The organism is Comamonas flocculans (assembly GCF_007954405.1).
Classification (GTDB): domain Bacteria; phylum Pseudomonadota; class Gammaproteobacteria; order Burkholderiales; family Burkholderiaceae_C; genus Comamonas_C; species Comamonas_C flocculans.
Map to the genome: position 1 here is coordinate 1,489,501 of NZ_CP042344.1, position 24,688 is coordinate 1,514,188.

At 70.3% G+C, this 24,688-nt stretch carries 24 protein-coding genes; 19 read left to right on the forward strand and 5 right to left on the reverse strand.

All coding sequences use genetic code 11. From position 1 onward, the window contains the following. The first annotated feature begins 104 nt into the window (after positions 1 to 104). From FOZ74_RS07235 to FOZ74_RS16150, 16 genes are all read left to right on the forward strand, one after another. Positions 105 to 2,150: a TonB-dependent receptor plug domain-containing protein gene (locus FOZ74_RS07235; protein ID WP_146912428.1), complete on the forward strand. Its 2,046-nt coding sequence runs from the start codon at positions 105 to 107 to the stop codon at positions 2,148 to 2,150. Between the two features lie 24 nt (positions 2,151 to 2,174). Then, positions 2,175 to 3,431, forward strand: coding sequence for an HmuY family protein (locus FOZ74_RS07240; protein WP_146912429.1), 1,257 nt, complete (start codon positions 2,175 to 2,177; stop codon positions 3,429 to 3,431). A gap of 78 nt (positions 3,432 to 3,509) precedes the next feature. Beyond that, entirely contained in the window at positions 3,510 to 4,592 is a 1,083-nt protein-coding gene (locus tag FOZ74_RS07245; protein ID WP_146912430.1) for a hemin-degrading factor, read from the forward strand. Then, on the forward strand, positions 4,589 to 5,446 hold the full coding sequence (locus tag FOZ74_RS07250) for a heme/hemin ABC transporter substrate-binding protein (RefSeq protein ID WP_146912431.1): 858 nt from the start codon (positions 4,589 to 4,591) through the stop codon (positions 5,444 to 5,446). The genes FOZ74_RS07245 and FOZ74_RS07250 overlap by 4 nt, the downstream gene beginning before the upstream one ends. Before the next feature lie 83 nt (positions 5,447 to 5,529). After that, entirely contained in the window at positions 5,530 to 6,471 is a 942-nt protein-coding gene (locus FOZ74_RS07255) for a FecCD family ABC transporter permease (protein ID WP_186764685.1), read from the forward strand. A 46-nt stretch (positions 6,472 to 6,517) separates the two neighbouring features. Next, positions 6,518 to 7,273 (forward strand): heme ABC transporter ATP-binding protein, encoded by a 756-nt coding sequence (locus tag FOZ74_RS07260; RefSeq protein ID WP_432417480.1) that lies wholly within the window; start codon positions 6,518 to 6,520, stop codon positions 7,271 to 7,273. A 352-nt stretch (positions 7,274 to 7,625) separates the two neighbouring features. Beyond that, on the forward strand, positions 7,626 to 7,844 hold the full coding sequence (locus FOZ74_RS07265) for a hypothetical protein (RefSeq protein WP_146912434.1): 219 nt from the start codon (positions 7,626 to 7,628) through the stop codon (positions 7,842 to 7,844). Between the two features lie 112 nt (positions 7,845 to 7,956). Next, positions 7,957 to 8,637, forward strand: a complete 681-nt coding sequence (locus tag FOZ74_RS07270; protein WP_255437816.1) for a TetR/AcrR family transcriptional regulator — start codon at positions 7,957 to 7,959, stop codon at positions 8,635 to 8,637. After that, complete coding sequence (locus FOZ74_RS07275; protein ID WP_146912436.1) at positions 8,634 to 9,707, forward strand: C4-dicarboxylate TRAP transporter substrate-binding protein; 1,074 nt, start codon at positions 8,634 to 8,636, stop codon at positions 9,705 to 9,707. The genes FOZ74_RS07270 and FOZ74_RS07275 overlap by 4 nt, the downstream gene beginning before the upstream one ends. Before the next feature lie 10 nt (positions 9,708 to 9,717). Beyond that, positions 9,718 to 10,290, forward strand: coding sequence for a TRAP transporter small permease subunit (locus tag FOZ74_RS07280; RefSeq protein WP_146912437.1), 573 nt, complete (start codon positions 9,718 to 9,720; stop codon positions 10,288 to 10,290). Next, positions 10,287 to 11,621, forward strand: a complete 1,335-nt coding sequence (locus tag FOZ74_RS07285) for a TRAP transporter large permease (protein ID WP_255437817.1) — start codon at positions 10,287 to 10,289, stop codon at positions 11,619 to 11,621. The genes FOZ74_RS07280 and FOZ74_RS07285 overlap by 4 nt, the downstream gene beginning before the upstream one ends. A 2-nt stretch (positions 11,622 to 11,623) precedes the next feature. Next, positions 11,624 to 12,670, forward strand: coding sequence for an SMP-30/gluconolactonase/LRE family protein (locus tag FOZ74_RS07290; RefSeq protein ID WP_146912438.1), 1,047 nt, complete (start codon positions 11,624 to 11,626; stop codon positions 12,668 to 12,670). 1 nt (position 12,671) lies between these two features. Next, entirely contained in the window at positions 12,672 to 13,481 is an 810-nt protein-coding gene (locus FOZ74_RS07295; RefSeq protein WP_146912439.1) for a cyclase family protein, read from the forward strand. A 72-nt stretch (positions 13,482 to 13,553) separates the two neighbouring features. Continuing rightward, positions 13,554 to 14,867 carry a fumarylacetoacetase gene (fahA, locus tag FOZ74_RS07300; RefSeq protein ID WP_146912440.1) on the forward strand — a complete coding sequence of 438 codons (1,314 nt, stop codon included), beginning with the start codon at positions 13,554 to 13,556 and terminating at the stop codon, positions 14,865 to 14,867. Between the two features lie 75 nt (positions 14,868 to 14,942). Next, positions 14,943 to 16,181 (forward strand): 5-demethoxyubiquinol-8 5-hydroxylase UbiM, encoded by a 1,239-nt coding sequence (gene ubiM, locus FOZ74_RS07305; protein WP_146912441.1) that lies wholly within the window; start codon positions 14,943 to 14,945, stop codon positions 16,179 to 16,181. Between the two features lie 184 nt (positions 16,182 to 16,365). Next, positions 16,366 to 16,560, forward strand: a complete 195-nt coding sequence (locus FOZ74_RS16150) for a hypothetical protein (protein ID WP_222434189.1) — start codon at positions 16,366 to 16,368, stop codon at positions 16,558 to 16,560. 190 nt (positions 16,561 to 16,750) lie between these two features. Here FOZ74_RS16150 and FOZ74_RS07315 read toward each other — a convergent pair whose 3' ends face one another. Beyond that, positions 16,751 to 17,053 (reverse strand): HigA family addiction module antitoxin, encoded by a 303-nt coding sequence (locus FOZ74_RS07315; protein WP_146912442.1) that lies wholly within the window; start codon positions 17,051 to 17,053, stop codon positions 16,751 to 16,753. Positions 17,054 to 17,065: 12 nt separating this feature from the next. Then, complete coding sequence (locus FOZ74_RS07320) at positions 17,066 to 17,347, reverse strand: type II toxin-antitoxin system RelE/ParE family toxin (protein WP_146912443.1); 282 nt, start codon at positions 17,345 to 17,347, stop codon at positions 17,066 to 17,068. Between the two features lie 48 nt (positions 17,348 to 17,395). On the opposite strand from FOZ74_RS07320, the gene FOZ74_RS07325 reads away from it, so the two are divergent. Then, positions 17,396 to 17,692, forward strand: coding sequence for a hypothetical protein (locus FOZ74_RS07325; protein ID WP_146912444.1), 297 nt, complete (start codon positions 17,396 to 17,398; stop codon positions 17,690 to 17,692). Between the two features lie 47 nt (positions 17,693 to 17,739). On the opposite strand, the gene uvrA is transcribed toward FOZ74_RS07325, so the two are convergent. Further along, a complete protein-coding gene (gene uvrA, locus FOZ74_RS07330; protein ID WP_146912445.1) occupies positions 17,740 to 20,694 on the reverse strand; it encodes an excinuclease ABC subunit UvrA in 2,955 nt (984 codons plus the stop codon). Between the two features lie 39 nt (positions 20,695 to 20,733). Next, on the reverse strand, positions 20,734 to 21,855 hold the full coding sequence (gene corA, locus FOZ74_RS07335; RefSeq protein WP_146912446.1) for a magnesium/cobalt transporter CorA: 1,122 nt from the start codon (positions 21,853 to 21,855) through the stop codon (positions 20,734 to 20,736). 428 nt (positions 21,856 to 22,283) lie between these two features. Between corA and FOZ74_RS07340 the strand changes: the two genes are divergently transcribed. Both FOZ74_RS07340 and ssb read left to right on the forward strand, forming a co-directional pair. Continuing rightward, positions 22,284 to 23,465, forward strand: coding sequence for an MFS transporter (locus tag FOZ74_RS07340; RefSeq protein WP_146914120.1), 1,182 nt, complete (start codon positions 22,284 to 22,286; stop codon positions 23,463 to 23,465). Positions 23,466 to 23,602: 137 nt separating this feature from the next. Then, entirely contained in the window at positions 23,603 to 24,133 is a 531-nt protein-coding gene (gene ssb, locus FOZ74_RS07345) for a single-stranded DNA-binding protein (RefSeq protein WP_146912447.1), read from the forward strand. 130 nt (positions 24,134 to 24,263) lie between these two features. Here ssb and FOZ74_RS07350 read toward each other — a convergent pair whose 3' ends face one another. Further along, positions 24,264 to 24,614 carry an HPF/RaiA family ribosome-associated protein gene (locus tag FOZ74_RS07350; RefSeq protein ID WP_146912448.1) on the reverse strand — a complete coding sequence of 117 codons (351 nt, stop codon included), beginning with the start codon at positions 24,612 to 24,614 and terminating at the stop codon, positions 24,264 to 24,266. Between the last annotated feature and the right edge of the window lie 74 nt (positions 24,615 to 24,688).

Here is a 24,688-nt window from a genome sequence, read left to right on the forward strand (position 1 = left end):
GCCGCGCGCGCCCTGACGGCGGCCCCGTGCCAACAACCCTATTCCCTCACGGGATTCAGGGTTATACTATCGAGAATCATTCTCATTCACATAAGCATTCACAAATGTACCCGACCGAGCTGCCGGCCTCCCCCGTCCGCCCCCTCGACAGGCATCCCGCGGCCCGGCTGGCGGTCACGCTGGCCTGCGCCGGGGCCTGCGCGCTGGCCGGCGCCCAGCAGCCCCCCGCGCCCGGGGCCGCGCCCACCCTCGCGCCCGTGGTGGTCACCGGCACACGCAGCGAAAAACCGCTGGACGAGACGCCGATCCGCACCGAGGTGGTGGACGGCGCCGAAATTCAGCGCACCCACGCCCGCACGCTCAAGCAGGCGCTGGAGGACGTGCCCGGCCTGCAGCTGAGCGAGGTGCACGGCAAGTCGGGCTACGAGGTGTCGCTGCAGGGCCTGACCAGCGACCAGGTGCTGGTGCTGATCGACGGCCTGCCGATCACCGCCAGCACCGGCTCCACGGTGGACCTGAGCCAGTACCTGCTGACCGAGGTCGATCACGTCGAGGTGGTCAAGGGCGCGGCCTCGGCGCAGTACGGCAGCTCGGCCATGGGCGGGGTGATCAACGTCATCACGCGGCCGATAGCGCCCGGCTTCTCGGGCGAGGCGGTGCTGGACCTGGGCAGCCATGACGGACAGAACCCCTCGGGGCGCAGCCTGGACCCGGCCAGCCGCCATGCGCGCGTGCGCCTCGACGGCGGCAACGTCAATTGGCGCTACCGCCTCAGCGGCGACGTGCTGCACGACGCGGGCTTCGCCATCGACCCCTCGGCCTGGGCGCGCCAGGGCGACGCGGTGCGCCGCGGCCAGCTCGGCGCGCGGCTGGAATGGCTGCCCGCCGCATCCACCCGCCTGTGGCTGGACGCCAGCCGCTACCAGGAGAACGACAGCCAGCGCTTCAACTACTTCGCGCCGCCCAACGACGTGCCGCAAAGCAAGGACGAGGCGATCACCCGCAACCGCCTCGGCTGGGGCGGCCGCTGGCGCGGGGACGGCGGCCTGAGCGCCGAGGTCAAGGGCGTGTCCGAGCGCTACGCCAGCGACTCGGATACCTACTCCAACGCGTTTCTGCAGCAATCGCGCCAGGCCGCGCAGCGCACCGACCACGTCACCGCACAGGTGGATCTGCCCGCCTGGCGAAACCAGCTCTGGCAGTTCGGCCTGGACCTGCACCGCGAAAGCCTGGCGCAGAGCGCGGACGGCAGCACCGAACTGAGCGGCGGGCGCGTGCGCCGCGCGAGCAACGAGCTGTTCGCGCAGAACGACATCCTGTGGAGCGACACCTGGGAGCTGCTGCTGGGCCTGCGCGGCCAGCACGACTCGGACTTCGGCGCGCACTTCGCGCCCAAGGCCAGCCTGCGTGCCAAGCTCTGGGATGGCCCGGACTGGAAGGGCGCGCTGCGCGCCAGCTTCGGGCGCGGCTACCGCGTGCCCAACCTCAAGGAACGCTACTTCCTGTTTGACCACAGCGCGCTGGGCTACATGGTCATCGGCAACCCGAACCTGAAGCCGGAATCGTCCACCAGCCTGCAGCTGGGCGCACAGCTGTCGCTGCGCGAGCGCCTCAACCTGGACGTGAACCTGTTCGACAACCGCGTGAGCGACCTGATCCAGGTGGACGAGGCCAACGCCACCTCGGTCAACGGCATCACCCACTTCACCTACCAGAACATCGCCCGCGCGCGCACCCGCGGACTGGAGGCGCTGGCCACCTGGCGCGCGCACGCCGGCCTCAGGCTGCGCGCCGGCTACACCTTCACGCAGACGCGCAACCTCGATACCGGCACCGAGCTCACGCGCCGCCCGCGACAGAGCCTGCGGCTGGGGCTGGACTGGCAGCCCAGTCCCGCGGACACGCTGTCGCTGCGCGCGCGCTACCAGAGCAGCGAGCTGGTGGATACCGCCAGCGGTGGCCGCTCGCCGGCCTGGACCACGCTGGACCTGATGTTCAACCACCAGCTGGACCGGGCGACAACCGCCTTCGTCGGCGTGAACAACCTGTTCAACCGCCAGCGCAACTTCGGCGACCCGACCGACTTTGGTCCACTGGCCGGCCGCTTCGTCTATGCCGGCATCCGCCACGAATTCGGCAAGACGCCCTGATTTTTTTCCATGGAGACCTGAGGCATGAAACGCAAACCCCTGGCAATCACCGCCGCCGCCCTGGCGAGCGCACTGCTGGCCGCCTGCGGCGGCGGCAGCGACGACACCCCCGCACCCGAGCCGACGCCCACGAGCGCCTTCACCAAGAGCGCAAGCTGGAAGTTCGTGCTGCCCGACAGCGGCGGCTCGGTGTGCTACGACTTCGACGCCGGCGCCGAAGTGGCCGGCTGCGCCGGCAGCGCGTGGGACGTGAAGGTCACCAGCGGCGGGCGCTCGGCCACGCTGTGGACCAACAGCGGCACCAGCGGCCCCGGCAAGGGCGGCGCCTTCGGCGGGCCGTTCGACCACACCTGGACGGCGCTGTCGGTCTGGAAGGATGCGACCATCGACCCGGTGGACGGCGCACTGCCCGACGCGGTCTATTTCAAGGACAGCGTGCACGGCGCCTTCACGGGCGGCAATGCCATCGCCTCGGCGGCCTTCGAATACGACCTCAAGGGCGACCACCAGCTCTACCCCAACTACCGGGTGTTCCTGGTCACCTCCGACAGCAGCTCGGCCGACGCCACCGGCACCCCCGCGGCGCCGGTGTACGCGCTGCAGGTGACGGGCTACTACGGCGGACCGACCGGCGTGGCTTCGGGCTACGTGTCGCTGCGCTGGGTGGATCGCGCCGACCCCGCCAACGTGCGCACCGCCACGGTGGACGCGCGCAGCGACACCGACTGGGCCTACCTCGACCTGCAAAGCGGCACCATCACCAGTGCCAGCGGCCCATGGCACATCGCCTTCAACCGCTACAACATCAAGCTCAACGGCGGCGATTCGGGCAGTGGCAAGGTGGCCGGCTTCGTCGGCAAGACGCCGGCCGGCTTCTACGGCGCCGACGGCCAGCCGGTGGTCGAGCGCTTTGCCAGCGCCAAGCCGGCCGACACCCTGGCCGACCTGACCGCCGCCGACATCGCCGTGCCCGCGGCCGCCAACAAATGGGTGGCCGACAGCTTCCATTCGCTGCTCGGCCCCGACTACCGCGGCGCCTACCCCAACCCGCTCGATTTCGGCTGGTACAGCTACTACCCGACCGAGGCGGGGGCCACCGCCGTGGGCCTGCACCAGCACATGCTCAAACCCAACCCCGAGGCGGCCACGCTGGTCCGTTCGGGCGAAGGCAACAGCTACGCGCGCATGCACGTGACCGACATCGCCTACGCCCCGGCCGACCCGCCCTACGCTGGCGCGCAGACCTGGACCATCGCCTTCGACGTCCAGCCGCCGAAGTAAGCCGGCGCGCACCCGCGCCACGCACCGCCGACCACGTCCCGGCGGCCGTGCCCAACCCTGTCGTCCAAAGGAAACCCCATGACCGAAACCGCATCCCCCGCTGCCACCGCGGCCGCACTGAAACAATCCTGGAGCGCGCTGCGCACCGCCGAGCCCGAGCTGTACGCGCGCACCATCGCCCAGCGCCTCGCGGTGAGCGAAGGCGAACTCGTCGCCTGCCGCACCGGCGACGGCGTCACCCGCCTGCACACGCAGGACTGGGGCGACATCTTCCGCGGCCTGCGCGCCGTGGGCCGCGTGATGGTGCTCACGCGCAACGAGCATTGCGTGCACGAGAAAAAAGGCTGGTTCGAGGGCGTGAACCTGGGCCAGGCCATGGGCGCCGTGGTGGGCGGCGCGATCGATCTGCGCGTGTTCCTCACGCACTTCAAGCATGGCTACGCGGTCACCGAAGAGCGCCAGGGCCAGCGGCGCGAGAGCCTGCAGTTCTTCGACGCCGACGGCACCGCCGTGCACAAGGTGTATCGGCTGGAGCAGACCGACGCCGCCGCCTGGCAGCAGCTGCTGGCGCGCCATACCGCGCCCGACCAGACCCCGGGCATGGCGGTGCAGCCCGTCGTTGACCCGCTGTCGCACCTGCTGCGCGACGAGGAGGTGGACACCCAGGCCCTGCGCGAAGGCTGGCGCACCATGGGCTATGGGCCGCATGAGTTCTATGGCCTGCTCAAGCGCCTGAAGACCACGCGCCTGCAGGCACTGCACGTGGCCGGCAGCGAGTTCGCGCGCCGCGCCGGCCAGAACGCAGCCGAACGCGTGCTCACCGAGGCCGCGCGCACCGGCCTGCCCATCATGGTCTTCGTCGGCTCGCCCGGACTGGTGCAGATCCACTCCGGCCCGGTGCGCAGCATCAAACCCATGGGGCCGTGGCTGAACGTGCTCGACGAGGACTTCAACCTGCACCTGCGCCTGGACCAGGTGGCCGAGAGCTGGGTGGTGAAGAAGCCCACCGCCGACGGCCCGGTGACCTCGCTGGAGCTGTACGACGCCCAGGGCGGGCAGATCGTGCAGTTCTTCGGCCAGCGCCTGCCCGGGCGCCCCGAGATCGAAGCCTGGACCCAGCTGGCCGACGGCCTGGCCAGCGCCGAGCCGGCACTGGCATGAGGCTGCGCCGGCGTCTTCTGCTGGCCACCCCGCTGCTGGCGCTGGGCGCGGGCGCACGCGCGGCGCAGGCACAGCGCGTGGTCAGCCTGGGCGGCGTGGTCACCGAGATCGTGCACGCGCTGGGCGCGGACGAGCGCCTGGTGGGCGTGGACCAGTCCAGCCTGTACCCGCCGGCGGCGCGCGCGCTGCCGCAGGTGGGCTACTTTCGCAGCTTCGCCGTCGAAGGCGTGCTCAGCCTGCGCCCCGATCTGGTGCTGGCCTCGGAGCAGGCCGGCCCGCCGCATGCGCTGGAGCAGCTGCGCGCGGCCGGGGTGGCGGTGGTGCTGGTCGCTTCATCGCCCAAGGTCTCGGCGCTGGAAAGCGCCATCGACACCGTGGCCGCGACACTCAGGCTCAATGCCGAGGGCCAGGCGCGGGCACGCCGTCTGCGCCAGCAACTGGACGAGGCCGCGCGGCCCGTGGCGCACGATGGCGCACCGCCGCGCGTGCTGATCCTGAGCAGCCACACCGGGCGCCTGCAGGCCGCCGGAGCGGGCAGCGCGCCCGATGCGCTGCTCACGCTGGCGGGTGGCGCCAATGCCTTCGGCCAGCCGGGCTACAAGGCTATTTCCGCCGAGGCCGTGGCTGCCGCGCAGCCTGATGCCATCCTGACTTCCACGCTGTCCATCGACGCCGCCGGCGGCCTGGCCGGCTTCACCGCTCAGCCAGGCATCGCCATGACGCCCGCCGCCCAAAGCGGTCGCATCATCGTGCTCGACGACCTGCTGCTGCTGGGCTTCGGCCCGCGCCTGCCGCTGGCGCTGGCGCAGGTGCGCAGCGGCTTGTTCGGCCCAGCGGCGCGCGGGGCCGCTTGACGGCGCACGCGCAGATCCCGCGCCCGGCAGTGCGTGCGGCGCGGCCGGGCCGCCCGGGTGCGCTGCTGGCGCTGGGTGCGGCGCTGCTTGCACTGGCGCTGGCGGCGGCCTGCAGCGGGGCGATGCACATTCCGCTCCCCCGCATGCCGGCCCTGCTGCTGGGCGCGGGCGGCGGCGACGAGGCGCTGTGGCGCAACGTGCTGCTGCAGGTGCGCCTGCCGCGGGTGGCGCTGGCGGTGCTGGTCGGCGCGGGGTTGGCCATTTCCGGCGCCGCCATGCAGGCGCTGTTTCGCAACCCGCTGGCCGAGCCGGGGCTGATCGGCGTGTCCGCCGGCGGCGCGCTGGGCGCCGTGGCCGCCATCGTGCTGGGCGCGGCCAGCCTGCCGGCCGTCGGCTCGGCGGCCTTCGTGGGCAGCCTCGCGGCCACGCTGGCGGCCTGGCGCCTGGGCGGGCGCGGCCCGGGCGTGGCCGGGGTGCTGCTCGCGGGCATCGCCATCAATGCGCTGTGCGGCGCGGTCATCGGCCTGTTCACCTGGCAGGCGAGCGACGTGCAGTTGCGCAGCCTGACCTTCTGGAGCCTGGGGAGCCTGGCCAGCGCGCGCTGGCCGCTGGTGGCGGCGCTCGCGCCCTGGGTCGCGCTGCTGTCGGCACTGCTGCTGCGCGACTGGCGCGCCATGAACGCGCTGCTGCTGGGCGAACGCGAGGCCCAGCACCTGGGCTTTGCCATGGCGCCGCTGCGCCGTCGGCTGGTGCTGCTGGTGGCGCTGCTGGTGGGTCCGCTGGTGGCCGTCACGGGCACCATAGGCTTCGTCGGCCTGGTGGTGCCGCACCTGGTGCGCCTGACGCTGGGCGCCGATCACCGCGCGCTGCTGCCCGCATCGCTGCTGGCCGGGGCCATCGCGCTGACCCTGGCGGACTGGCTGGCGCGCGTGGTGGCAATCCCGTCCGAGCTGCCGATCGGCATCGTCACCAGCCTGGTCGGCGGGCCTTTCCTGCTGTGGCTGCTGGCGCGCCGGGGCACCTGAAATGCTGCAGGCCAGCGCACTCGATTGCCAACGCGGCGCGCGCACCGTGCTGCGCGGCGTTTCGCTGGAGCTGCACCCCGGCGAGGTGCTGGGCGTGCTGGGTGCCAACGGCGCGGGCAAGAGCACCTTGCTGGCCACGCTGGCGGGCGAACTCACGCCCGCTGGTGGCACCGTGCGACTGCAGGGGCGGGCGCTGGCGCAGTGGAGCGCGGCGGCGCTGGCGCGCCGGCGCGCGGTGCTGCCGCAGTCGCCCGCGCTGGCTTTCGACCTGGGCGTGCATGAAGTGGTGCGCATGGGCGCCTACCCGTTTCCCGAACTGGCACCCGCGGCACTCGCAGCGCTGGCCGACGAGGCGCTCGCCCTGACCGGCGCGGGCCACCTGGCGGGGCGGCGCCACGGCGCGCTCTCGGGCGGCGAGCAGCAGCGCGTGCAGTTCGCCCGCGTGGTGGTGCAGCTGCTGGCCTGCCGCACGCCCGGTGAATACCGCGCGCTGCTGCTGGACGAGCCCACCGCCAGCCTGGACCCGCGCCACCAGATCGCGCTGCTGGGCGCCGTGCGCAGCCTGGCACACACGCACGGCGTGGCCGCGCTGGTGGTGCTGCACGACGTCAACCTGGCCGCCGCCTGGTGCGACCGCCTGCTGCTGCTGGGCGCGGGCCGGGTGCAGGGCCAGGGCGCGCCGCGCGAGGTGCTCAGCGTCGCGAACCTGCAAGCCGTCTACGACCTGACCGCGCGCGTGCTCGATCATCCCGACCGGCCGGGCCAGCCGTGGGTGCTGTTTCAACCTCAAGACGGCAGCTGATCGCTGGTTGGTATCAACAAGGTATGGTTGACCTTGAGTTTGCTGGCTTCGGCGTGATGCACCTGTTGGGTGACAGCGCACGGCACCTGACACCTCGGAAATTCATGCTGTTTTTGGCCTCAAACGCTTGCTGCGCAAGTGCTGCAAGCTATCAAAAGTAGGGTTGCGTCCCCCGACCCCCCGCCCCACCATCGGCCGCTGGGCCATGAAAGGGGGAGCGCGATGAACCGGTCTTTCAATGCGCCGCTGCTCGGGGCGCAGCTGGTGCTGACCGTGCTGGGCGCCGTGGCGCTGGGCTGGCTGTGGCTGCGCGGGGGGCAGGCCCGAGCCGCTGGGCCTGGCCGCGCTCATCGTGCTGGGCGCGCCGCGCCTGAGCCTGACGCCGCCGAGCGCCGCCGCGCGGCGTGCGCTGGGGCTGAGCATCCACGGCGACCAGGTCGCGCTCGGCCAGAGCCAGGGCGAGGTTGCCGCCCGGCCGCAGCAGCTGGCGCACCTGCTGGCCGAGCTGGTGACCGAGTCCGGCTGGACCTGGCAGGGGGTGTTTTTCAACGGGCAGAAGAGTTGCCGCTGAGCCGGCGCGCGCATCGGCGCTGCAGGCGGGCAGCGTCCGAAGGCTTGCGGCGGCGCCGGCAATCAGGGTTTGTACGGTTGTCCAAATGTTTGGACGACTGTCCAATACCCGCATGCCCCAGACCCGAGCCCGCCGCGCCCACGCACCCGACGCCGCCTCCCGGCCCGACCGCAAGGCGGCCATCCTGCTGGCGGCGGAAAAGCTGTTCGCGCAATATGGCTACCACGCGGTCTCGATCCGCCAGATCGCGGCCGAGGCCGGGGTGCCGCCCGCGCTGGTCGGCTACTACTGGGGCGCCAAGCACGAGATGTTCCATGCCATCTTCGCGCACTGGCGCTCCACCATAGACGAGCGCCTGTCGCTGCTGCGCGCGGCCCTGGACGGGCCGCGTCCGACGGTGCATGACGTGGTGCAGGCCTTCGCCGAACCGGTGCTGCAGCTACGCGCCAGCCCCGAGGGCGAGTACTACGCGCTGCTGGTGGCGCGTGAACTGATGTACCGCACGCCCGACACCGACCGCGTGCTGGCCGAGATGTTCGACCCGATGGCGCACGCCTTCATCGACGCGCTGCACCAGTTGCGTCCCGAATGGCCGCGCGCGCGCGCCGCCTGGGCCTACCAGTTCGCGATGGGCGCGCTCCTGCACCACCTGGTCGACTACCGCGTGCAGCGCCTGTCCAACGGCGAGAACACGCCCAACGACGCGGCCGCCGCGCCGCTGCTGATCGATTTCATCACCGCCGGCATCCAAGCCGCCCTGCCAACGCCCGCCTCCAAGGAGACCCCACCATGATGACCCGCCGACTGATCGCCGCCGCCGCACTGCTGGCCAGCGCCGCCGCGCTGACGGCCCCCGCGCACGCCCAGCAGACCATCCGCCTCACGGCCGCCGCCGGCCACCCGCCGGTGTTCCTGTGGGTCAAGCTGGTCGATGAATTCTTCATCCCCGAGGTCGACAAGCGCCTGGCGGCCGCGGGCAACAAGCACAAGATCGAATGGACCAAGGCCTGGGGGGGCACCCTGATCAAGCTGGGCGCCGAGTCCAAGGGCATCGCCGACGGCGTGGCCGACCTGGGCTTCGTCAGCACCATCTTCGAGGCGGCGCGCTTCCCGAGCCAGAACGTGAGCTATTACGCGCCCTTTGGCACCGACGACATCGGCGTGGTCACGCAGGTGCTCAACCGCATGCAGGAAAACATCCCCGCCATGGGCCAGGCCTGGAGCAAGAACAACCTGACCTACCTGGGCGGCGCGGCGCTCGACGCCTACCACATCTGGACCAACTTCCCGATCCACTCGGTCGACGATCTCAAGGGCAAGAAGATCACCGCGCCCGGCCCGGCGGCCAACTGGATCAAGGACACCGGTGCGGTGGCCGTGGCCGGCAACCTGAACACCTACTACGAGGACATCAAGTCGGGCGTGTCCAACGGCGTGATCACCTTTGCCACCGGCGCTTGGGGCGCCAAGGTGCACGAGGTGGCGCCCTACATCACCAAGGTGAACTTCGGCGCGCAATACGCCGGCGGCCTGGCGATCAACAAGCGCCGCTTCGACAAGCTGCCGCCCGAGCTGCAGAAGATCCTGCGCGAAGTGGGCGCCGAATACAGCCAGCGCTTTGCCGCCGCGCAGACCGCCGCCGCCGAGGGCCTGATGAAGAAGATGCAAGAGGCCGGCGCCACGATCAGCGAACTGAGTGCCGCCGAGCGCAAGCGCTGGGCCGACACGCTGCCGCCGATCGCCAAGACCTTCGCCGCCGACCTGCAGGCCAAGGGTCTGCCCGGCGACCAAGTGCTGAACGGCTTCATGGACGGGCTCAAGCAGGCCGGCGCCCACCCGGCGCGCGACTGGGCCGCCAAGTAAGGCCGATGCGATGACGACGCCTGGCACGAGCACCGCGCAGGGGGTGCCCGCGGACTCCTACGGCTTGCCGCTGCCCGGCGGCTTCGCTCGCCTGACACGGCTGCTCAACGCGCTGGGCACGCTGTGGATCGTGGCGCTGATGCTGCTGATCAACACCGACGTGCTCGGGCGCGAGCTGATCGACGCGCCGGTGCGCGGCGTGACCGAGCTGGTGTCGCTGTCCATCGTGGGCATCGTCTTCCTGCAGCTGGCCGATACGCTGGCGGCCGGGCGCATGACGCGCGCGGACGTGCTGCTCGATCGCCTCAAGCGCACCACGCCCTGGCTCGCGGCACTGCTCCAGGCGCTCTACCACGCGGTCGGCGCGCTGCTCATGGCGGTGATCCTGTGGGCCGCGTGGGAGCCGCTGGTCGAGTCCATCCGCATCCAGGAATACGTCGGCGCCCTGGGCGACTTCACCGCGCCGGTGTGGCCGGTGCGCCTGATCATGCTGGTGGGCATGGTGGCCACGCTCGTCACCTTCGTGCTGCTCGCCTGGCTTGATCTGCGCCGCTCGCTCGCGCTGCGGGAGGCCCGCGCATGATGAGCCCCATCCTCGTCGCCAGCCTGTCGCTGCTGGCCATGCTGGGGCTGATCTGGGCCGGCATGCACGTGGCCATCGTGCTGGCGGTGGTGTCGTTCGCCGGGGTCTGGCTGATCCGCGGCGACCCGACCATCGCCGCCAACCTGCTGGCGCAGGCCAGCCAGGACGCGATCGCCAGCCACATCTTCGGCGTGGTGCCGCTGTTCGTGCTCACCGGCTTTCTGGTGGCGATCGCCGACGTCGGCAAGGACGCCTTCGAGGTCGCCAACCAGGTGCTGCGCCGCCTGCGCGGCGGCCTGGGGATCGCCACCGTGGCGTCCAACGCGGTGTTTGCGGCGATTACCGGCATCTCGATCGCCTCCGCGGCGGTGTTCACGCGCGTGGCCGTGCCCGAGATGCTGCGCTTCGGCTACCAGCCGCGCTTCGCCGTCGGCGTGGTGGCGGGCTCGTCGGTGCTGGGCATGCTGATCCCGCCCAGCCTGCTCATGATCCTCTACGGCTTCCTGGCCAACCAGTCGGTGGGCGATCTGTTCACCGCCGGCATCCTGCCCGGCCTGGTGCTGGCGCTGGCGTATTCGACAGGCATCGTGCTGATGGCCACCTTCTGGCCGCGCACGGTGTACGCAGGCGGCACGCCGCAGCCGGTGACGCAAGAGGCGCTGATGCCGCTCACCACGCTGGCCGGCAAGCTGCTGCCCAGCGTGCTCCTGATCGCCTCGGTGCTCGGCGGCCTGTACGCGGGCTTCTTCACCGCCACCGAGGCCGGCGCCACGGGCGCGGCGGTGGCGCTGGCGATTGCCGTGCTGCGCCGCAAGCTCAACTGGAAGTCGCTGTGGAGCGTGCTGGTGGAAACCGGCCACGTGACGGTGTCGGTGAGTTTTCTCATCATCTGCGCCACCATCTACACGCGCATGCTGGCGATGTCGGGCATGCCGCAGTTCCTCGTCGAATGGATGACGCAGCTGGGCCTAGGGCCCACGGGCTTTTTCATCATCTACGTGAGCTTCTGCGTGCTGCTGGGCACCATCATCGATTCGTCCTCCATCCTGCTCATCATGCTGCCGCTGATGCTGCCGATCGCCGAGCAGCTCGGGCTGAACCTGATCTGGTTCGGCGTGGTGACGGTGGTGGCGGTCGAGATCGGCCTGCTCACGCCGCCCTTCGGCCTGTCGGTGTTCGTCATCAAGAGCACGCTGCAGGACCAGCGCATCACGCTGGGCGACATCTTCCGCGGCACCGCGCCCTTCACCGTGATGATGGTGGCGGTGCTGCTGCTGCTCATCTTCGTGCCCCAACTTTCCCTGATGCTGCTCAAGACCCCCGGAGGCTGACCATGGCAAGCAACCCCCTGCGCGGCTTCACCGTCGACCGCGCCCAGATCAAGACGGCAGGCCGGGACCTGCAACGCCCCGAATGCATCCTGGCCGAGCCCGACGGCACGCTGTGGGCCGCCGACGCGCGCGGCGGCGTGGTGCGCATCGCCGCCGACGGCAGCCAGCGCTTCATCGGCCAGCATGCCGATCCGCGCTTTGCGGATACCGCCGCAAGCAGCGCCGAGCTCGAACACAAGTTCACCACCGGCACCCTGCCCAACGGCCTGGCGTTTGCCGCCAACGGCGACATCCTGATCAGCAATTTCGGCACCGACCGCCTGGAAGTGATGACGCGCGGCGGCGAAACCCGCGTGCTGTTCGATGCGATCGACGGCCAGCCCATCGGCAAGGTCAACTTCGTGCTGCGCGACAGCCACGACCGCGTCTGGATCACCGTCTCCACGCGCGTGAACCCCTGGACGCAGGCGGCCAGCTCGCGCGTGCGCGACGGCTACATCGCGGTGCTCGAGCGCGGCGTGCTGCGCGTGGTGGCCGAGGGTTTCTACTTCACCAACGAGATCCGGCTCGATGCGCGCGAAGAGTGGCTCTACATCGCCGAAACCACCGGCCCGCGCATCACGCGCATGCGCCTGATCGAGGGCGCGCAGGGCGTGCAGCTGACCGAGCGCGAGGTCTTCGGCCCCAGCCACCTGGGCGGCTACCCGGACGGCATCGCGTTCGACGCCTTCGGCAACCTGTGGTGCACGCTGGTGATGGTCGATCAGCTCATCGCGCTCACGCCCGAGGGCGACAAGCTGCTGCTGCTGGACGACGGCGAGCCGGCCGCGTCCAAGAGGCTGCTCGAGCACATGGCTCTTGGCACCGTGACCAGCGAGGACATGCTGGCCGCGCGCGGCACGCTTGCCCCCTGGATGGCCAGCATCACCTTCGGCGGGCCCGATCTCGGCACCGTCTACCTGGGCAGCCTCATGGGCAGCACCATTCCGTATTTCACCGCGCCCGTCGCCGGGCTGCCCATGGTCCACTGGAAGCAAAGGAGCTCTTGACATGGCACGCACATTCGTCGATCTGTCGATCTACCTGGAAAACGACGTCATCTCCGATCCGCCGGCCTTCGCGCCCAGGATCCAGTACTTCAACCACCAGAACTCTTTCGAGCAGATGGCGCCGTTCTTTCCCGGCCTGAAGCAGGAAGACCTGCCCGACGGCGAGGTCTGGGCGGTGGAGATGGTGCAGCTGTCGACGCACAACGGCACCCACCTGGACGCGCCGTATCACTTTCACAGCACCATGGACAAGGCGCTGGGCGAGAAGAAAAAAGCCTGGACCATCGACGAGGTGCCGCTGCAGTGGTGCTTCCAGCCCGGCGTGAAGCTGGACTTTCGCCACTTCGCCGACGGCTACGTGGTGACGGCCGCGGACGTCGAAGCGGAACTGGGGCGTATCGGCCACACGCTGGCGCCGCTGGAGATCGTCGTCGTCAACACCCGCGCCGGCAGCCGCTACGGCCACGACGACTACGTCGCCGCCGGCTGCGGCATGGGCTACGAGGCGACGATGTACCTGCTGGAGCGCGGCGTGCGCCTGACCGGCACCGACGCCTGGAGCTGGGACGCGCCCTTCGTCTACACCGCGCAAAAGTACGCGCAAAGCCGCGACGCCGGCCTGATCTGGGAAGGCCACAAGGCCGGGCGCGACATCGGCTACTGCCACCTGGAAAAGCTGCACAACCTGGAGGCGCTGCCCGCCAGCGGCTTCTACATCAGCTGCTTCCCGCACAAGATCCGCGGCGCCTCGGCCGGCTGGACGCGCGCCGTGGCCATCTTCGACGACGCGCTAATGGCCGCCTCGCCGTAGGCGGTTTGCAAGCCAAATCCGGCTCCAACCCTTGTCCATCAAGCGCTACAAGCTACTATTTTGATACTCCCCATGCCCCTGGACCACACCCACGACCCCGCCGCCCGCAGCTGGCTTGCCGCGGCCAATGAAGACGGCTGCGACTTCCCCGTGCAGAACCTGCCCTTTGCCCTGCTGCGCCCGCGCGACAGCCGCCAGGCGCTGCGCGGCGCGGTGGCCATAGGCGACCAGGCGCTGGACCTGGCGGCGCTGGCCGCCACCGGCCTGGTCGGCGCCGAGGCCGCGCCCGCGCTGCAAGCGGCCGCACAGCCCACGCTCAACGCCTTCATGGCCGCCGGCCCCACGGCCTGGCGCGCGCTGCGCCATGCGCTGTTTGCCCTGCTGCGCGAGGGCGCGCCGCAGCAGACCACGCTGCGCACCTGCATGCTGGCGCTGGCGGACGTGGAATACGCGCTGCCGGCCCAGGTCGGCGACTACACCGACTTCTATACCTCGCTGGACCATGCGCGCAACTGCATGCGCATCATGTACCCCGATGCCGACGTCACGCCCAACTTCCGCTGGCTGCCCCAGGCCTACCACGGGCGCGTCTCCACGCTGGGCGTGAGCGGCCAGCGCTTTCGCCGCCCGCACGGCCAGTACCTGCCGCGCGGCGCCAGCACGCCGGTGTTCGCGCCCTGCGCGGCGATGGACTACGAATGCGAGCTCGGCCTGTGGGTCGGGCCGGGCAACGCGGCGGGCCAGCCGATCGCGCTGGCGCAGGCCGAGCAGCACCTGTTCGGCATCAGCCTGCTCAACGACTGGTCGGCGCGCGACATCCAGGTCTGGGAGATGCAGCCGCTGGGGCCCTTTCACGCCAAGAACTTCGCCACCACGCTCTCGCCCTGGATCGTCACCATGGACGCGCTCGCGCCCTACCGCCTGCCCTGGACGCGCGCCGCGGACGACGTGCAGCCGCTGCCCTACCTGGACGCGCCGGCCAACCGCGAGCACGGCGCGATCGACATCCGGCTCGAAGTGCTGCTGCACAGCGAGGCCGCGCGCCAGGCGGGGCGCGCTCCGGCGCGCCTGTCGGGCACCAGCTTTCGCCACCAGTACTGGACGGCGGCGCAGATGCTCGCCCACCACACCGCCGGCGGCTGCGCGCTGCAGCCGGGCGACCTGATCGGCACCGGCACCATCTCCGGCCCGACCAAGGGCGAAGCCGGCGCGCTGATCGAGCTGGCGCGCGGCGGGCAAGAGCCGGTGGACATCGGCGGGGCCGAAGAGCGCGGCTTTCTGGCCGACGGCGACACCGTCATCCTGCGCGGCTGGTGCGAGGCGCCGGGCGCCGCGCGCATCGGCTTCGGCGAATGCCAGGGCACGCTGCTGGCGGCGCTGGGGTAGCCGCGTCCGCCAGCGGCGCGGGCGGGCTTGCGCCCAGGGGGTCACAATCAGGGCTTTAGCGCAAGCCCGTCCGCCATGCAGCACAGTGATGTCCTCATCGTCGGCGCAGGCCCCGTCGGCCTGACGCTGTCCCTCGCCCTCGCCCGCGCCGGCTTTTCCAGCACCGTGCTGGAGCAGCAGCCGGCCCAGGCGCTGGCCAGCCCGGCGTTTGACGGGCGCGAGATTGCGCTCACCCACCCCAGCCGCGCGCTGCTCATGCAGCTGGGCAGCTGGCAGCGGCTGGCGGCGCATGAAGTCGGGCTGCTGCGCGAAGCACAGGTCCACAACGCCGCCGTAGGCCGCCACCGGCCCATGCAACTGCATGCGGGCGGCACCGGCGCGGACAACCTGGGCTGGATCGTGCCCAACCACGCGCTGCGCCGCAGCGCCTGGGAGCTCGCCTCGACCACCGCGGGCATCGAGCTGGTCACCGAGGCGCGCGTGCAGCAGGTGCAAACCGACGCAGCCCAGGCGCGCGTGAGCTTCACCCAGGGCGAGCGACCCTTCAGCGTGCAGGCGCCGCTGCTGGTCGCCGCAGACAGCCGTTTTTCCGGCGTGCGCCGCATGCTCGGCATCGGCGCATCGATGCACGACTTTGGCCGCAGCGTCATCGTCTGCCGCATGCGCGTGGAAAAAGACCACGGCGAGATCACCCACGAATGCTTTGACCACCACAGCACGCTCGCCATCCTGCCGCTGCCGCGGGGCCCCGAGGACGGCCACCCGCAGGTCTCCGCCGTGGTGACGGTGGACGGCGCGCAGGCCCAGCGGCTGCTGGAACTGGCGCCCGAGGACTACGCGGCGCGCATCGCGGCGCAGTTCCAGCACCGCCTGGGCGCCATGCAGCTCGTGAGCGAGCGCATCAGCTACCCGCTGGTGGCCGTCTGGGCGCACCACTTCGCCGGGCCGCGCTGCGCGCTGGCGGGCGACGCGGCCGTGGGCACGCACCCGGTCACCGCGCACGGCTTCAACATCGGCCTGTCGGGCGTGCGCACACTCGTGCAGGCGCTCAGCCTCGCGCGCCGGCGCGGCCTGGACATCGGCAGCACCTGGCCGCTGACGCGCTACGAACGGCGCCACCGCCTGCACGCCTGGCCCATCTTTGCCGGCACCAACGCCATCGTGCGCCTGTACACCGACGAGCGCCCCCCCGCGCGCCTGCTGCGCCGCGCGGTGCTCAGCGCCTCGCAGAACTTCCCCCCGCTCAAGGCCGCCATCGTGAGCCAGCTCACCGGCCGCCGCCCAAGGTGGCCCAGGGCCACGCCGCACGCCTGAGGGCGGAGGGGGCGGCGCACATCGGCCACAGCAAGGCAGAATCTCAAAAACAGGAGCTGTTAGCGCGCTTTGGTATTGAATTTCAGAATGTTTTGTATCTGAAAATCAATGTGGACTAAGGCTAGTAGCTCTCTTTTTATTTGCCTCGCCCCGCCGGGTCTGCCGCATCTTCCTGCGCCGCGGCATGCGCCTTGGCAAAGGTGAGGATCACCTCCCGAATCAGCTTGCGCTGCGGCGCGGGCAGTTGCGCTTTTCCAGCCTGCGGTACCTGACGCTGCACCTCATCGAGCGCGTGGCCAATGCCGATCCGCTGACGCTGATCGAGTACTGGGCGGTGGACCCGGATTGCGACGGGCAGGTGTTCCGCTCGGTCTGGTAGGACTACCGGGGCAATATGTCGCGTTTGGCCGCCAATGATGGCGACGCGCTGCGCGTAGGGTGCAGGACGTGGGCAGCGGAGCGCCGGCATGAGCCGCGTTAGTGGGTGGCGGGCTGCTGCCGGGGTGCGGCGGACGCCAAGGCCGCCAGCTCACGCTTGCTGGCACGCAGCCGTGCGATTTCTTCAGGCGTCAGACCGCCGCCAGTTCCCGCACGGCCTTCAGGCTGTCCTTCATGGCGGCCTGCGCCACTTTCAGGTCGTAGCTGGTTTGCAGGTTCAGCCAGTACTGCGGCGATTGGCTCAGGGCGCGGCCCAGGCGCAGGGCCAGCTCGGCGGTGACGGGCCGGTCCCCTTTGAGCAGGTGCGATACACGCATGGGCGAGACGCCCAGGGCTTGCGCAAAAGCCGTCTGGGTCAGGCCCAGTTCGTCCAGCGTCTCGCGCAGGTATTCGCCGGGGTGAATGGCGGGCAGGCCGTTGTGGGGCGTGGTCATGGCGTTCGTTCCTCAGTGGTAATCGACGATTTCAACTTCCTGTGCATGGCCCCGGTCGAACCGGAAGCACACGCGCCATTGGTTGTTGATGCGAATGCTCCATTGCCCTGCGCGGTCACCGCCCAGCGCTTCCAGCCGGTTGGACGGCGGCTGGCGCAGATCGTCCACCGTCACGGCGGCATCCAGTTGGGCCAGCCGCATCACCGCGCGCCGCAGGATGTCAGGGGGCAACCGCCGCGACTTGCCGGTGGCAAACAGGCGCTCGGTTTCGTCGCTGGCGAAGCTCTCGATCATGCGTCATTCTAAACAATTTGTTTATTCGCGCCATGCGGGTTCTCTGTGATGACTGATGCTCAAAATCCCCTTGCCCTCTCCACCGCCCTGACCGTCCGTGCCAGACAACTGGCGCTGAGGGGTGGAGAGCCACGGCACGGAAAGCTTCGCGCAGCGCTCACCTGGTGCGAGCGCATCAACACGCTGGCCCCGGAACAGCGCCAGCACCTGCCCTGGCACTACGTGCTGCCGGGCGAGAGCGCGGTGCGGGAATGGCAGGCCAAGCACGCCCATCTGGCGCAGTTGCTGGACTGTGCGCGGCTGCGGCCGGTGGTGGATGCATTGGTGCAGGGCAGCCTGCTTTGATTTTTGGTCAAATCCTGCCCTAACCCTTGTCAGCCAAGCGCCGGCAGCTATGATTTTTCCAGATACCGACGAAGATACCGCCCGGTAAAACTGGCCGGGTTCGCCGCCACCTGCTCGGGCGTGCCGGTGGCCACCACGGTGCCGCCGCCCGCGCCGCCTTCGGGGCCCATGTCGATGATCCAGTCGGCCGTCTTGATCACGTCCAGGTTGTGCTCGATCACGACGATGGTGTTGCCCGCGTCGCGCAGGCGCGCGAGCACGTCGAGCAGCAGCGCGATGTCTGCGAAGTGCAGGCCGGTCGTCGGTTCGTCCAGGATGTAGAGCGTGCGCCCGGTGTCGCGGCGCGAGAGCTCCTGCGCCAGCTTCACGCGCTGGGCCTCGCCGCCCGAGAGCGTGGTGGCGCTCTGCCCCAGGCGGATGTAGGACAGGCCCACGTCGAGCAGGGTCTGCAGCTTGCGCGCGATGGCGGGCACGTCCTTGAAGAAGGCCCAGGCGTCTTCGACGGTCAGCTCCAGGATCTGCGCGATGTTCAGCCCCTTCCACTGCACCTGCAGGGTTTCGCGGTTGTAGCGCGCGCCGTGGCAGACGTCGCAGGGCACGTAGACGTCGGGCAGGAAGTGCATTTCCACCTTCACCACGCCGTCGCCCTGGCAGGCCTCGCAGCGCCCGCCCGCCACATTGAAGGAAAAGCGCCCCGGGCCGTAGCCGCGTTCGCGCGCGGTGGTGGTTTCGGCCATCAGCTCGCGGATCGGGGTGAACAGCCCGGTGTAGGTGGCGGGGTTGCTGCGCGGCGTGCGTCCTATGGGGGACTGGTCCACCGCGATCACCTTGTCGACCAGCTCCAGCCCCTCGATGGCGGCGTGCGGCGCGGGTTCGGCCTGGGCGCGGTGGATCTGGCGCGCGCTGGCGCGGTACAGCGTGTCGTTGACCAGCGTGGATTTGCCCGAGCCGGAGACGCCGGTCACGCAGGTGAACAGGCCCACGGGCACGTCCACGCTCACGTCCTTGAGGTTGTGGCCGCTGGCGCCCACGATGCGGATGGCCTGGGTGGTGCCTGCTTCCTCGCCAGGCAGCCAGGGCGTGCGCCGCGCGGGGACGGCGATCGCCCTGGCGCCCGACAGGTACTGCCCGGTGAGCGAGGCCGGCACCGCGCACAGCTGCTGCCAGCTGCCCTGGGCCATCACGCGCCCGCCGTGCGCGCCCGCGCCCGGGCCCATGTCGATGACGTGGTCGGCGGCGCGGATCATGTCCTCGTCGTGCTCGACGACGATGACGCTGTTGCCCAGGTCGCGCAGGTGCTTGAGGGTCGCGATCAGGCGGTCGTTGTCCCGCTGGTGCAGGCCTATGCTGGGTTCGTCCAGGACGTACATCACGCCCGTCAGGCCTGAGCCGATCTGGCTCGCGAGGCGAATGCGCTGCGCCTCGCCGCCGCTGAGCGTGTCGGCGCTGCGCGACAGGCTCAGGTAGGGCAGGCCGACGTCGTTCAGGAAGGACAGGCGGGTGGCGATCTCGTGCACGATCTTGCGCGCGATCTCGGCCTTGGCGCCGCTCAGGCGCAGCTGCAGAAACCAGGCGTGGGCGTCCTGCAGCGTCATGCGCGCGATGTCCTGGATCGCGCGGCGCGCGGCCCCCTCGCCGACGAAGACGTGGCGCGCCTCGCGGCGCAGGCGCGCGCCGTGGCATTCGCTGCACTGGCGCACGCTGCGCAGGCGCGCAAGGGCTTCGCGCACCGCCGGCGCATCGGTCTCGATCCAGCGGCGCGCCAGGTTGGGCAGCACGCCCTCGAAGGGGTGGTGCTTGAGCACCGGCTTGCCGCCGTCGGCAAAGTAGGTGAAGGCGATTTCTTCCTCGCCCGAGCCGTGCAGGATCACCTCGCGCACCGCTTCGGGCAGTTGTTCGAAAGGGGTGTCCGCGGCAAAGCCGTAGTGCGCCGCAAGCGCCTGCAGCATGCCGAAGTACAGGGCGTTGCGCCGGTCCCAGCCGGCAATCGCGCCGCTGGCCAGGCTGATCTCGGGATGGGCGACGACGCGCGCGGTGTCAAACACCTCCTGCTGGCCCAGGCCGTCGCAGGCCGGGCAGGCGCCGGTGGGCGAATTGAAGGAAAACAGCCGCGGCTCCAGCTCCGGCAGCGCATAGCTGCAGACCGGGCAGGCGTACTTGCTGGAAAAGACGTGCTCCGCGCCGCTGTCCATGTCCAGCGCCACCACCCTGCCCGCGCCGCCGTCGCCGCCCACGCGCAGCACCGCTTCGATGCTCTCGGCCAGGCGCTGGGCGAGGTCGGGGCGGATCTTGACCCGGTCCACGACCACGTCCAGGTCGTGCTTCTCGTTCTTCTTGAGCGGCGCAAGCTCCTGCGCCTGCACGATCTGCCCATCCACGCGAAAGCGCACGTAGCCCAGTTGCTGCATCTGCGCGAAGACCTCGGTGAATTCGCCCTTCTTCTGGCGCGCCAGCGGCGCCAGCAGCATCAGCCGCGTGCCTTCGGGCAGCTGCAGCAGCGCATCCACCATCTGGCTGACGGTCTGCGCGGCCAGCGGCAGGTCGTGCTCCGGGCACCAGGGCGTGCCGGCGCGCGCATACAGCAGGCGCAGGTAGTCGTGGATCTCGGTCACCGTGCCCACGGTGGAGCGCGGGTTGTGGCTGGTGGCCTTCTGCTCGATGGCGATGGCGGGCGACAGGCCCTCGATCAGGTCCACGTCGGGCTTGTCCAGCCGCCCGAGGAACTGGCGCGCGTAGGTCGAGAGGCTTTCCACGTAGCGCCGCTGGCCTTCGGCGTAGAGCGTGTCGAACGCCAGGCTGGACTTGCCCGAGCCCGACAGCCCCGTGACCACCACCAGCTGGTGGCTGGGGATGTCCAGGTCGATGTTCTTCAGGTTGTGCGTGCGCGCGCCGCGTATGCCGATGCGCTGGCGGCGCAGCGCCGCGGCCAGCGGCAGGCCTTCGCTCGAATCGGAATGCGGCTGGGAGTGGGCGGGCGTCAGGGGGTCGGTGAGGTCGTTCATGGGGAACCGGTCATTATCGGCCCCCGGGCGCAAAGCTGCCTACCACCAGCGCCGGTGCTTGAAATACGCCAGCATCACGAGGACCACCGTGCCCATCAGCCCCAGCGCATACCAGTAGCCGAAGCGCCAGTGCAGCTCGGGCATGTTCCAGGGGCTGTCGGTGTCGAAATTCATGCCGTACACGCCGGTGATGAAGGACAGCGGCATGAAGATGGTGGCGATGATGGTGAGCACCTTCATGATGTCGTTCATGCGCTGGTTGACCGCCGACAGGTACACATCCAGCAGGCTGGAGGCCATTTCGCGGCAGCTCTCCACCAGGTCCACGACGATGACCGCGTGGTCGTGGCAGTCGCGCAGGTACACGCGGGTGGCCTGCGAGAGCAGGCGCTCGTCGTTGCGCGTGAGCGTGGCGATCACCTCGCGCTGCGGCCACCAGGCGCGGCGCATCAGCACCAGTTCGCGCCGCGCGTAGTGGATCTGGCGGCGCGACTCGCGCCCCGGGTACTCCAGGATCTCGTCTTCCAGCGCATCCAGGCGCTCGCCCAGCTGCTGCAGCAGCCCGAAGGCGCTGTCCACCACCACGTCGATCAGCGCATAGAGCAGGTGGTCGGCCCCGAAGCTGCAGATGTGCGCGCCGCCGCGAATGCGCTGGCGCACCGGCTCGAACAGCGCGCTCGGGCCGTCGCCTATGCTGATGACGTAGCCCGGGCCGAGGAAGAAGGCCACCGGCTCGGCCGAGCAGCCGCCGTCGGCCTCGCGCTGCACCAGCTGCAGCACGACGAAGAGCTGCCCGTCGAACACCTCGCATTTGGGCAGGGCCTCTTCCTGCAGCACGTCCTCCAGCGCCAGCGGATGCAGGCCGAAGACCTGGCCCAGCGCCTGCATCTGCGCCGCCGTGGGCCGCCCCTGCAGGTGCAGCCAGCTCACGCCGGTCTCGCCGGGCTGGGGCAGCAACTGGGCATTGGGCTGCACCGCGCTTTGCTCCTGCACCATGCCATGCGCGTCGTAGCGCAACAGGCTCAGGCTGGCGCCCCCGCGCGCCGGAGTTTCTGCGTCCCTGAGCGAGCCCGGCGTGGCGCCAGGACGCAGGCGGCCCAGGTAGTGACCGTGGCGATAGCGCGGGGTGGGCGGGCGAGGGGCGGGGCGTTTTCTCTTCATGGTGTGCAAACTATCACAGGCGCCGACACCGCCATGCCCGGGCGCTCAGCGGGAAGGCCGCCCCGAGCCACGCCAGCGCCAGCCACCGGCGGGGCGCCCGCCGGTGCGCGAAATGGCCGCGGGGCGGGGCGGCGGTTCGCCCTTCGGCCAGGCAGCCGAGGACGACGGCAAGCAGGCCGCAGCGCGATCGCTTGGTTGACGAAGTGTTCCATGGACGCCGCCGCTCCCGTGCCATTGTGCTGCCGCACGGGCGCGCGCCCGCGCACGGCGCCGGCGTGGTGCAAACGGCATGCCAGCATGGCGGCAGGGGACATGGCCGCTATCAACGACAATAGCCGACTTGGCTGGCGACAGGCCCGCCCACGCGCTGCACGCCCATGTCCGCTTCCTCCTCCAAGCCTCTTACGCCCGAAGCCGCCGACCGGCGCATGACCGGCGCCGAGCGGCGCTCGTCCATCAGCCTGGCGCTGATCTTCGCGCTGCGCATGCTGGGCCTTTTCCTGGTGCTGCCGGTCTTCATGCTCGAAGCCGGCCGATACCCGGGCGGCGAGGACATCGCCATGGTCGGCCTGGCCATGGGCAGCTACGGCATGACGCAGGCCTTCCTGCAGCTGCCCATGGGCATGGCCTCCGACCGCTTCGGGCGCAAGCGCGTGATCGTCATCGGTCTCGTCGTCTTTGCCGCCGGCAGCCTGATCGCGGCCCTGGCCGACACGCTGATGGGGCTGCTGGTGGGGCGCTCCATCCAGGGCGCGGGCGCGGTATCGGCCGCGGTCACCGCGCTGCTGGCCGACCAGACGCGCGAGGTGGTGCGTACCAAGGCGATGGCGCTGGTGGGCATCAGCATCGGGCTGATGTTCGCGCTGGCGCTGGTGGCCGCGCCGCTGCTCACCGCCTGGATAGGGCTGTCGGGGCTGTTCGGGCTGACCTTCGCGCTCACGCTGGCGGGCATCGTGGTGGTGCTCTGGGTGGTGCCGGCGGAAACGGCGCGCCCTGCCGATGCGCCGCCGGGGCATTACTCCGAGGTGCTGCGCCACGGCGACCTGATGCGCGTGAACCTGGGCGTGTGCGCGCTGCACACGGTGCAGATGTCGATGTGGGTGGCGGTGCCGGCCATGCTGGTGCAGGCCGGCCTGCCCAAGGCGCAGCACTGGCAGATCTACCTCTCGGCCATCGTGCTGTCGCTGATCGCCATGGGCGCGCTGTTCTCCATGGAGCGCCGCGGCCGGCTGCGCGGGGCGCTGCTGCTCTCGATAGGCCTGGTGCTCGTCGGCCAGGTCGGCTTCGCCCTGCTGGCGGGCGGCGCCGGCGCGGCCCCGCTGTGGGCGTTGGGGGGCATGCTCTTCGTCTTCTTCTGCGGCTTCAACGTGCTGGAGGCGACGCAGCCCAGCCTGGCCTCGCGCATGGCGCCCGAGAACCTGCGCGGCGCGGCCCTGGGCACCTACAACACGCTGCAGTCCATCGGCCTGTTTCTGGGCGGCGCGGCGGGCGGCGCGCTGGTCAAGTGGGGCGGGCACACGGGTCTGTTCGTCGCCACCTCGCTGATCACGCTGGCCTGGCTGGCCTGGACCTGGCCGCTCAAGCCCATAGGGCGCGAAGCAGCCCGCTGAAGCCCCGCGCCGGGCAGTTCACGGCGCCGCGCAAAGCCGCTATGCTGCGCACCTGCGGTCTGGCAGAGGCCGCCAGCTTCATCATTGGCCCGGGCTTCTCTGCGTCATCACCCGGGCTACTTCCAAGGACACACCCCATGGCATCGGTCAACAAAGTCATCCTCGTCGGCAACCTCGGGCGCGACCCGGAGACGCGCACTTTCCCCAGCGGCGACCAGGTCACCAACGTCACGCTGGCCACGACCAACAAGTGGCGCGACAAGCAGACCGGCGAGGCGCGCGAACACACCGAATGGCACCGCCTGGTGTTCAACGGCAAGCTGGCCGAGATCGCCGGCCAATACCTGCGCAAGGGCAGCCAGATCTATGTGGAAGGCAGCATCCGCACGCGCAAGTGGCAGGCCCAGGACGGGCAGGAGCGCTACAGCACGGAAATCCGCGTGGACGTGATGCAGATGCTGGGCAGCCGGCCCGGCCAGGGTGGTGGCTCGGGCGGCTATGGCGACGACGAGGGTTTTGGCGACGCCGGCAGCTTCGACGCGCCCGCGCGCCGCGCGGCACCGGCGCGCCCTGCGCCCATGCAGCGCCCGGCGCCCGCCCCGGTGGCCGCGCCCCAGCCGCCGGCCGCCTCGGGCTTTGACGACATGGAAGACGACATTCCCTTCTGATTGCCGCCAAACCTGGTTTCTGTTGGCACAGGCCCGTTTCCCGCCGGGGAAACGGGCCTTTCTTCTTGCCCGCCGCATTGATTGCCTGGGCCGGCGCTCGGCCTCTGCCCGCGCACGCCAGCACAGGGGCTCACTCGCCGTCTGCGGTGCGTATCGTGTCGCTGCCCTTGTGGTTCTTGCCACGGCCGATGTCGGTCTCCAGCGCCCGCACCAGCTTGTCGGTGGTGGCGATGAAGGCATCGGCCACCTTGTCGGCGGTGGCCGTCACCGTCACGGGCGGGCGCCCGGCGGGGCGCGCTTCCATGCGGCAACGCTTGTCGCTGGCGCCGGCCTTGCCGGCGTTTTCGTCGCTCAGGAAGACTTCGACGCGCGTGAGGTATTCACGAAAGCGCGCCAGCCGCGTGAGCGTTTCCTGCTCCACCCAGCGTGCGAGCGACTCGCCGCCCTGGATCTGCCGGTCGGTATTGACTTGCACTTGCATGGTTGACTCCTTTCACACGGCCCGCGGTCCGGGCCGCTCAGGGCTAGCTTACCGTCTGCGCGGCGCGGCCGCGT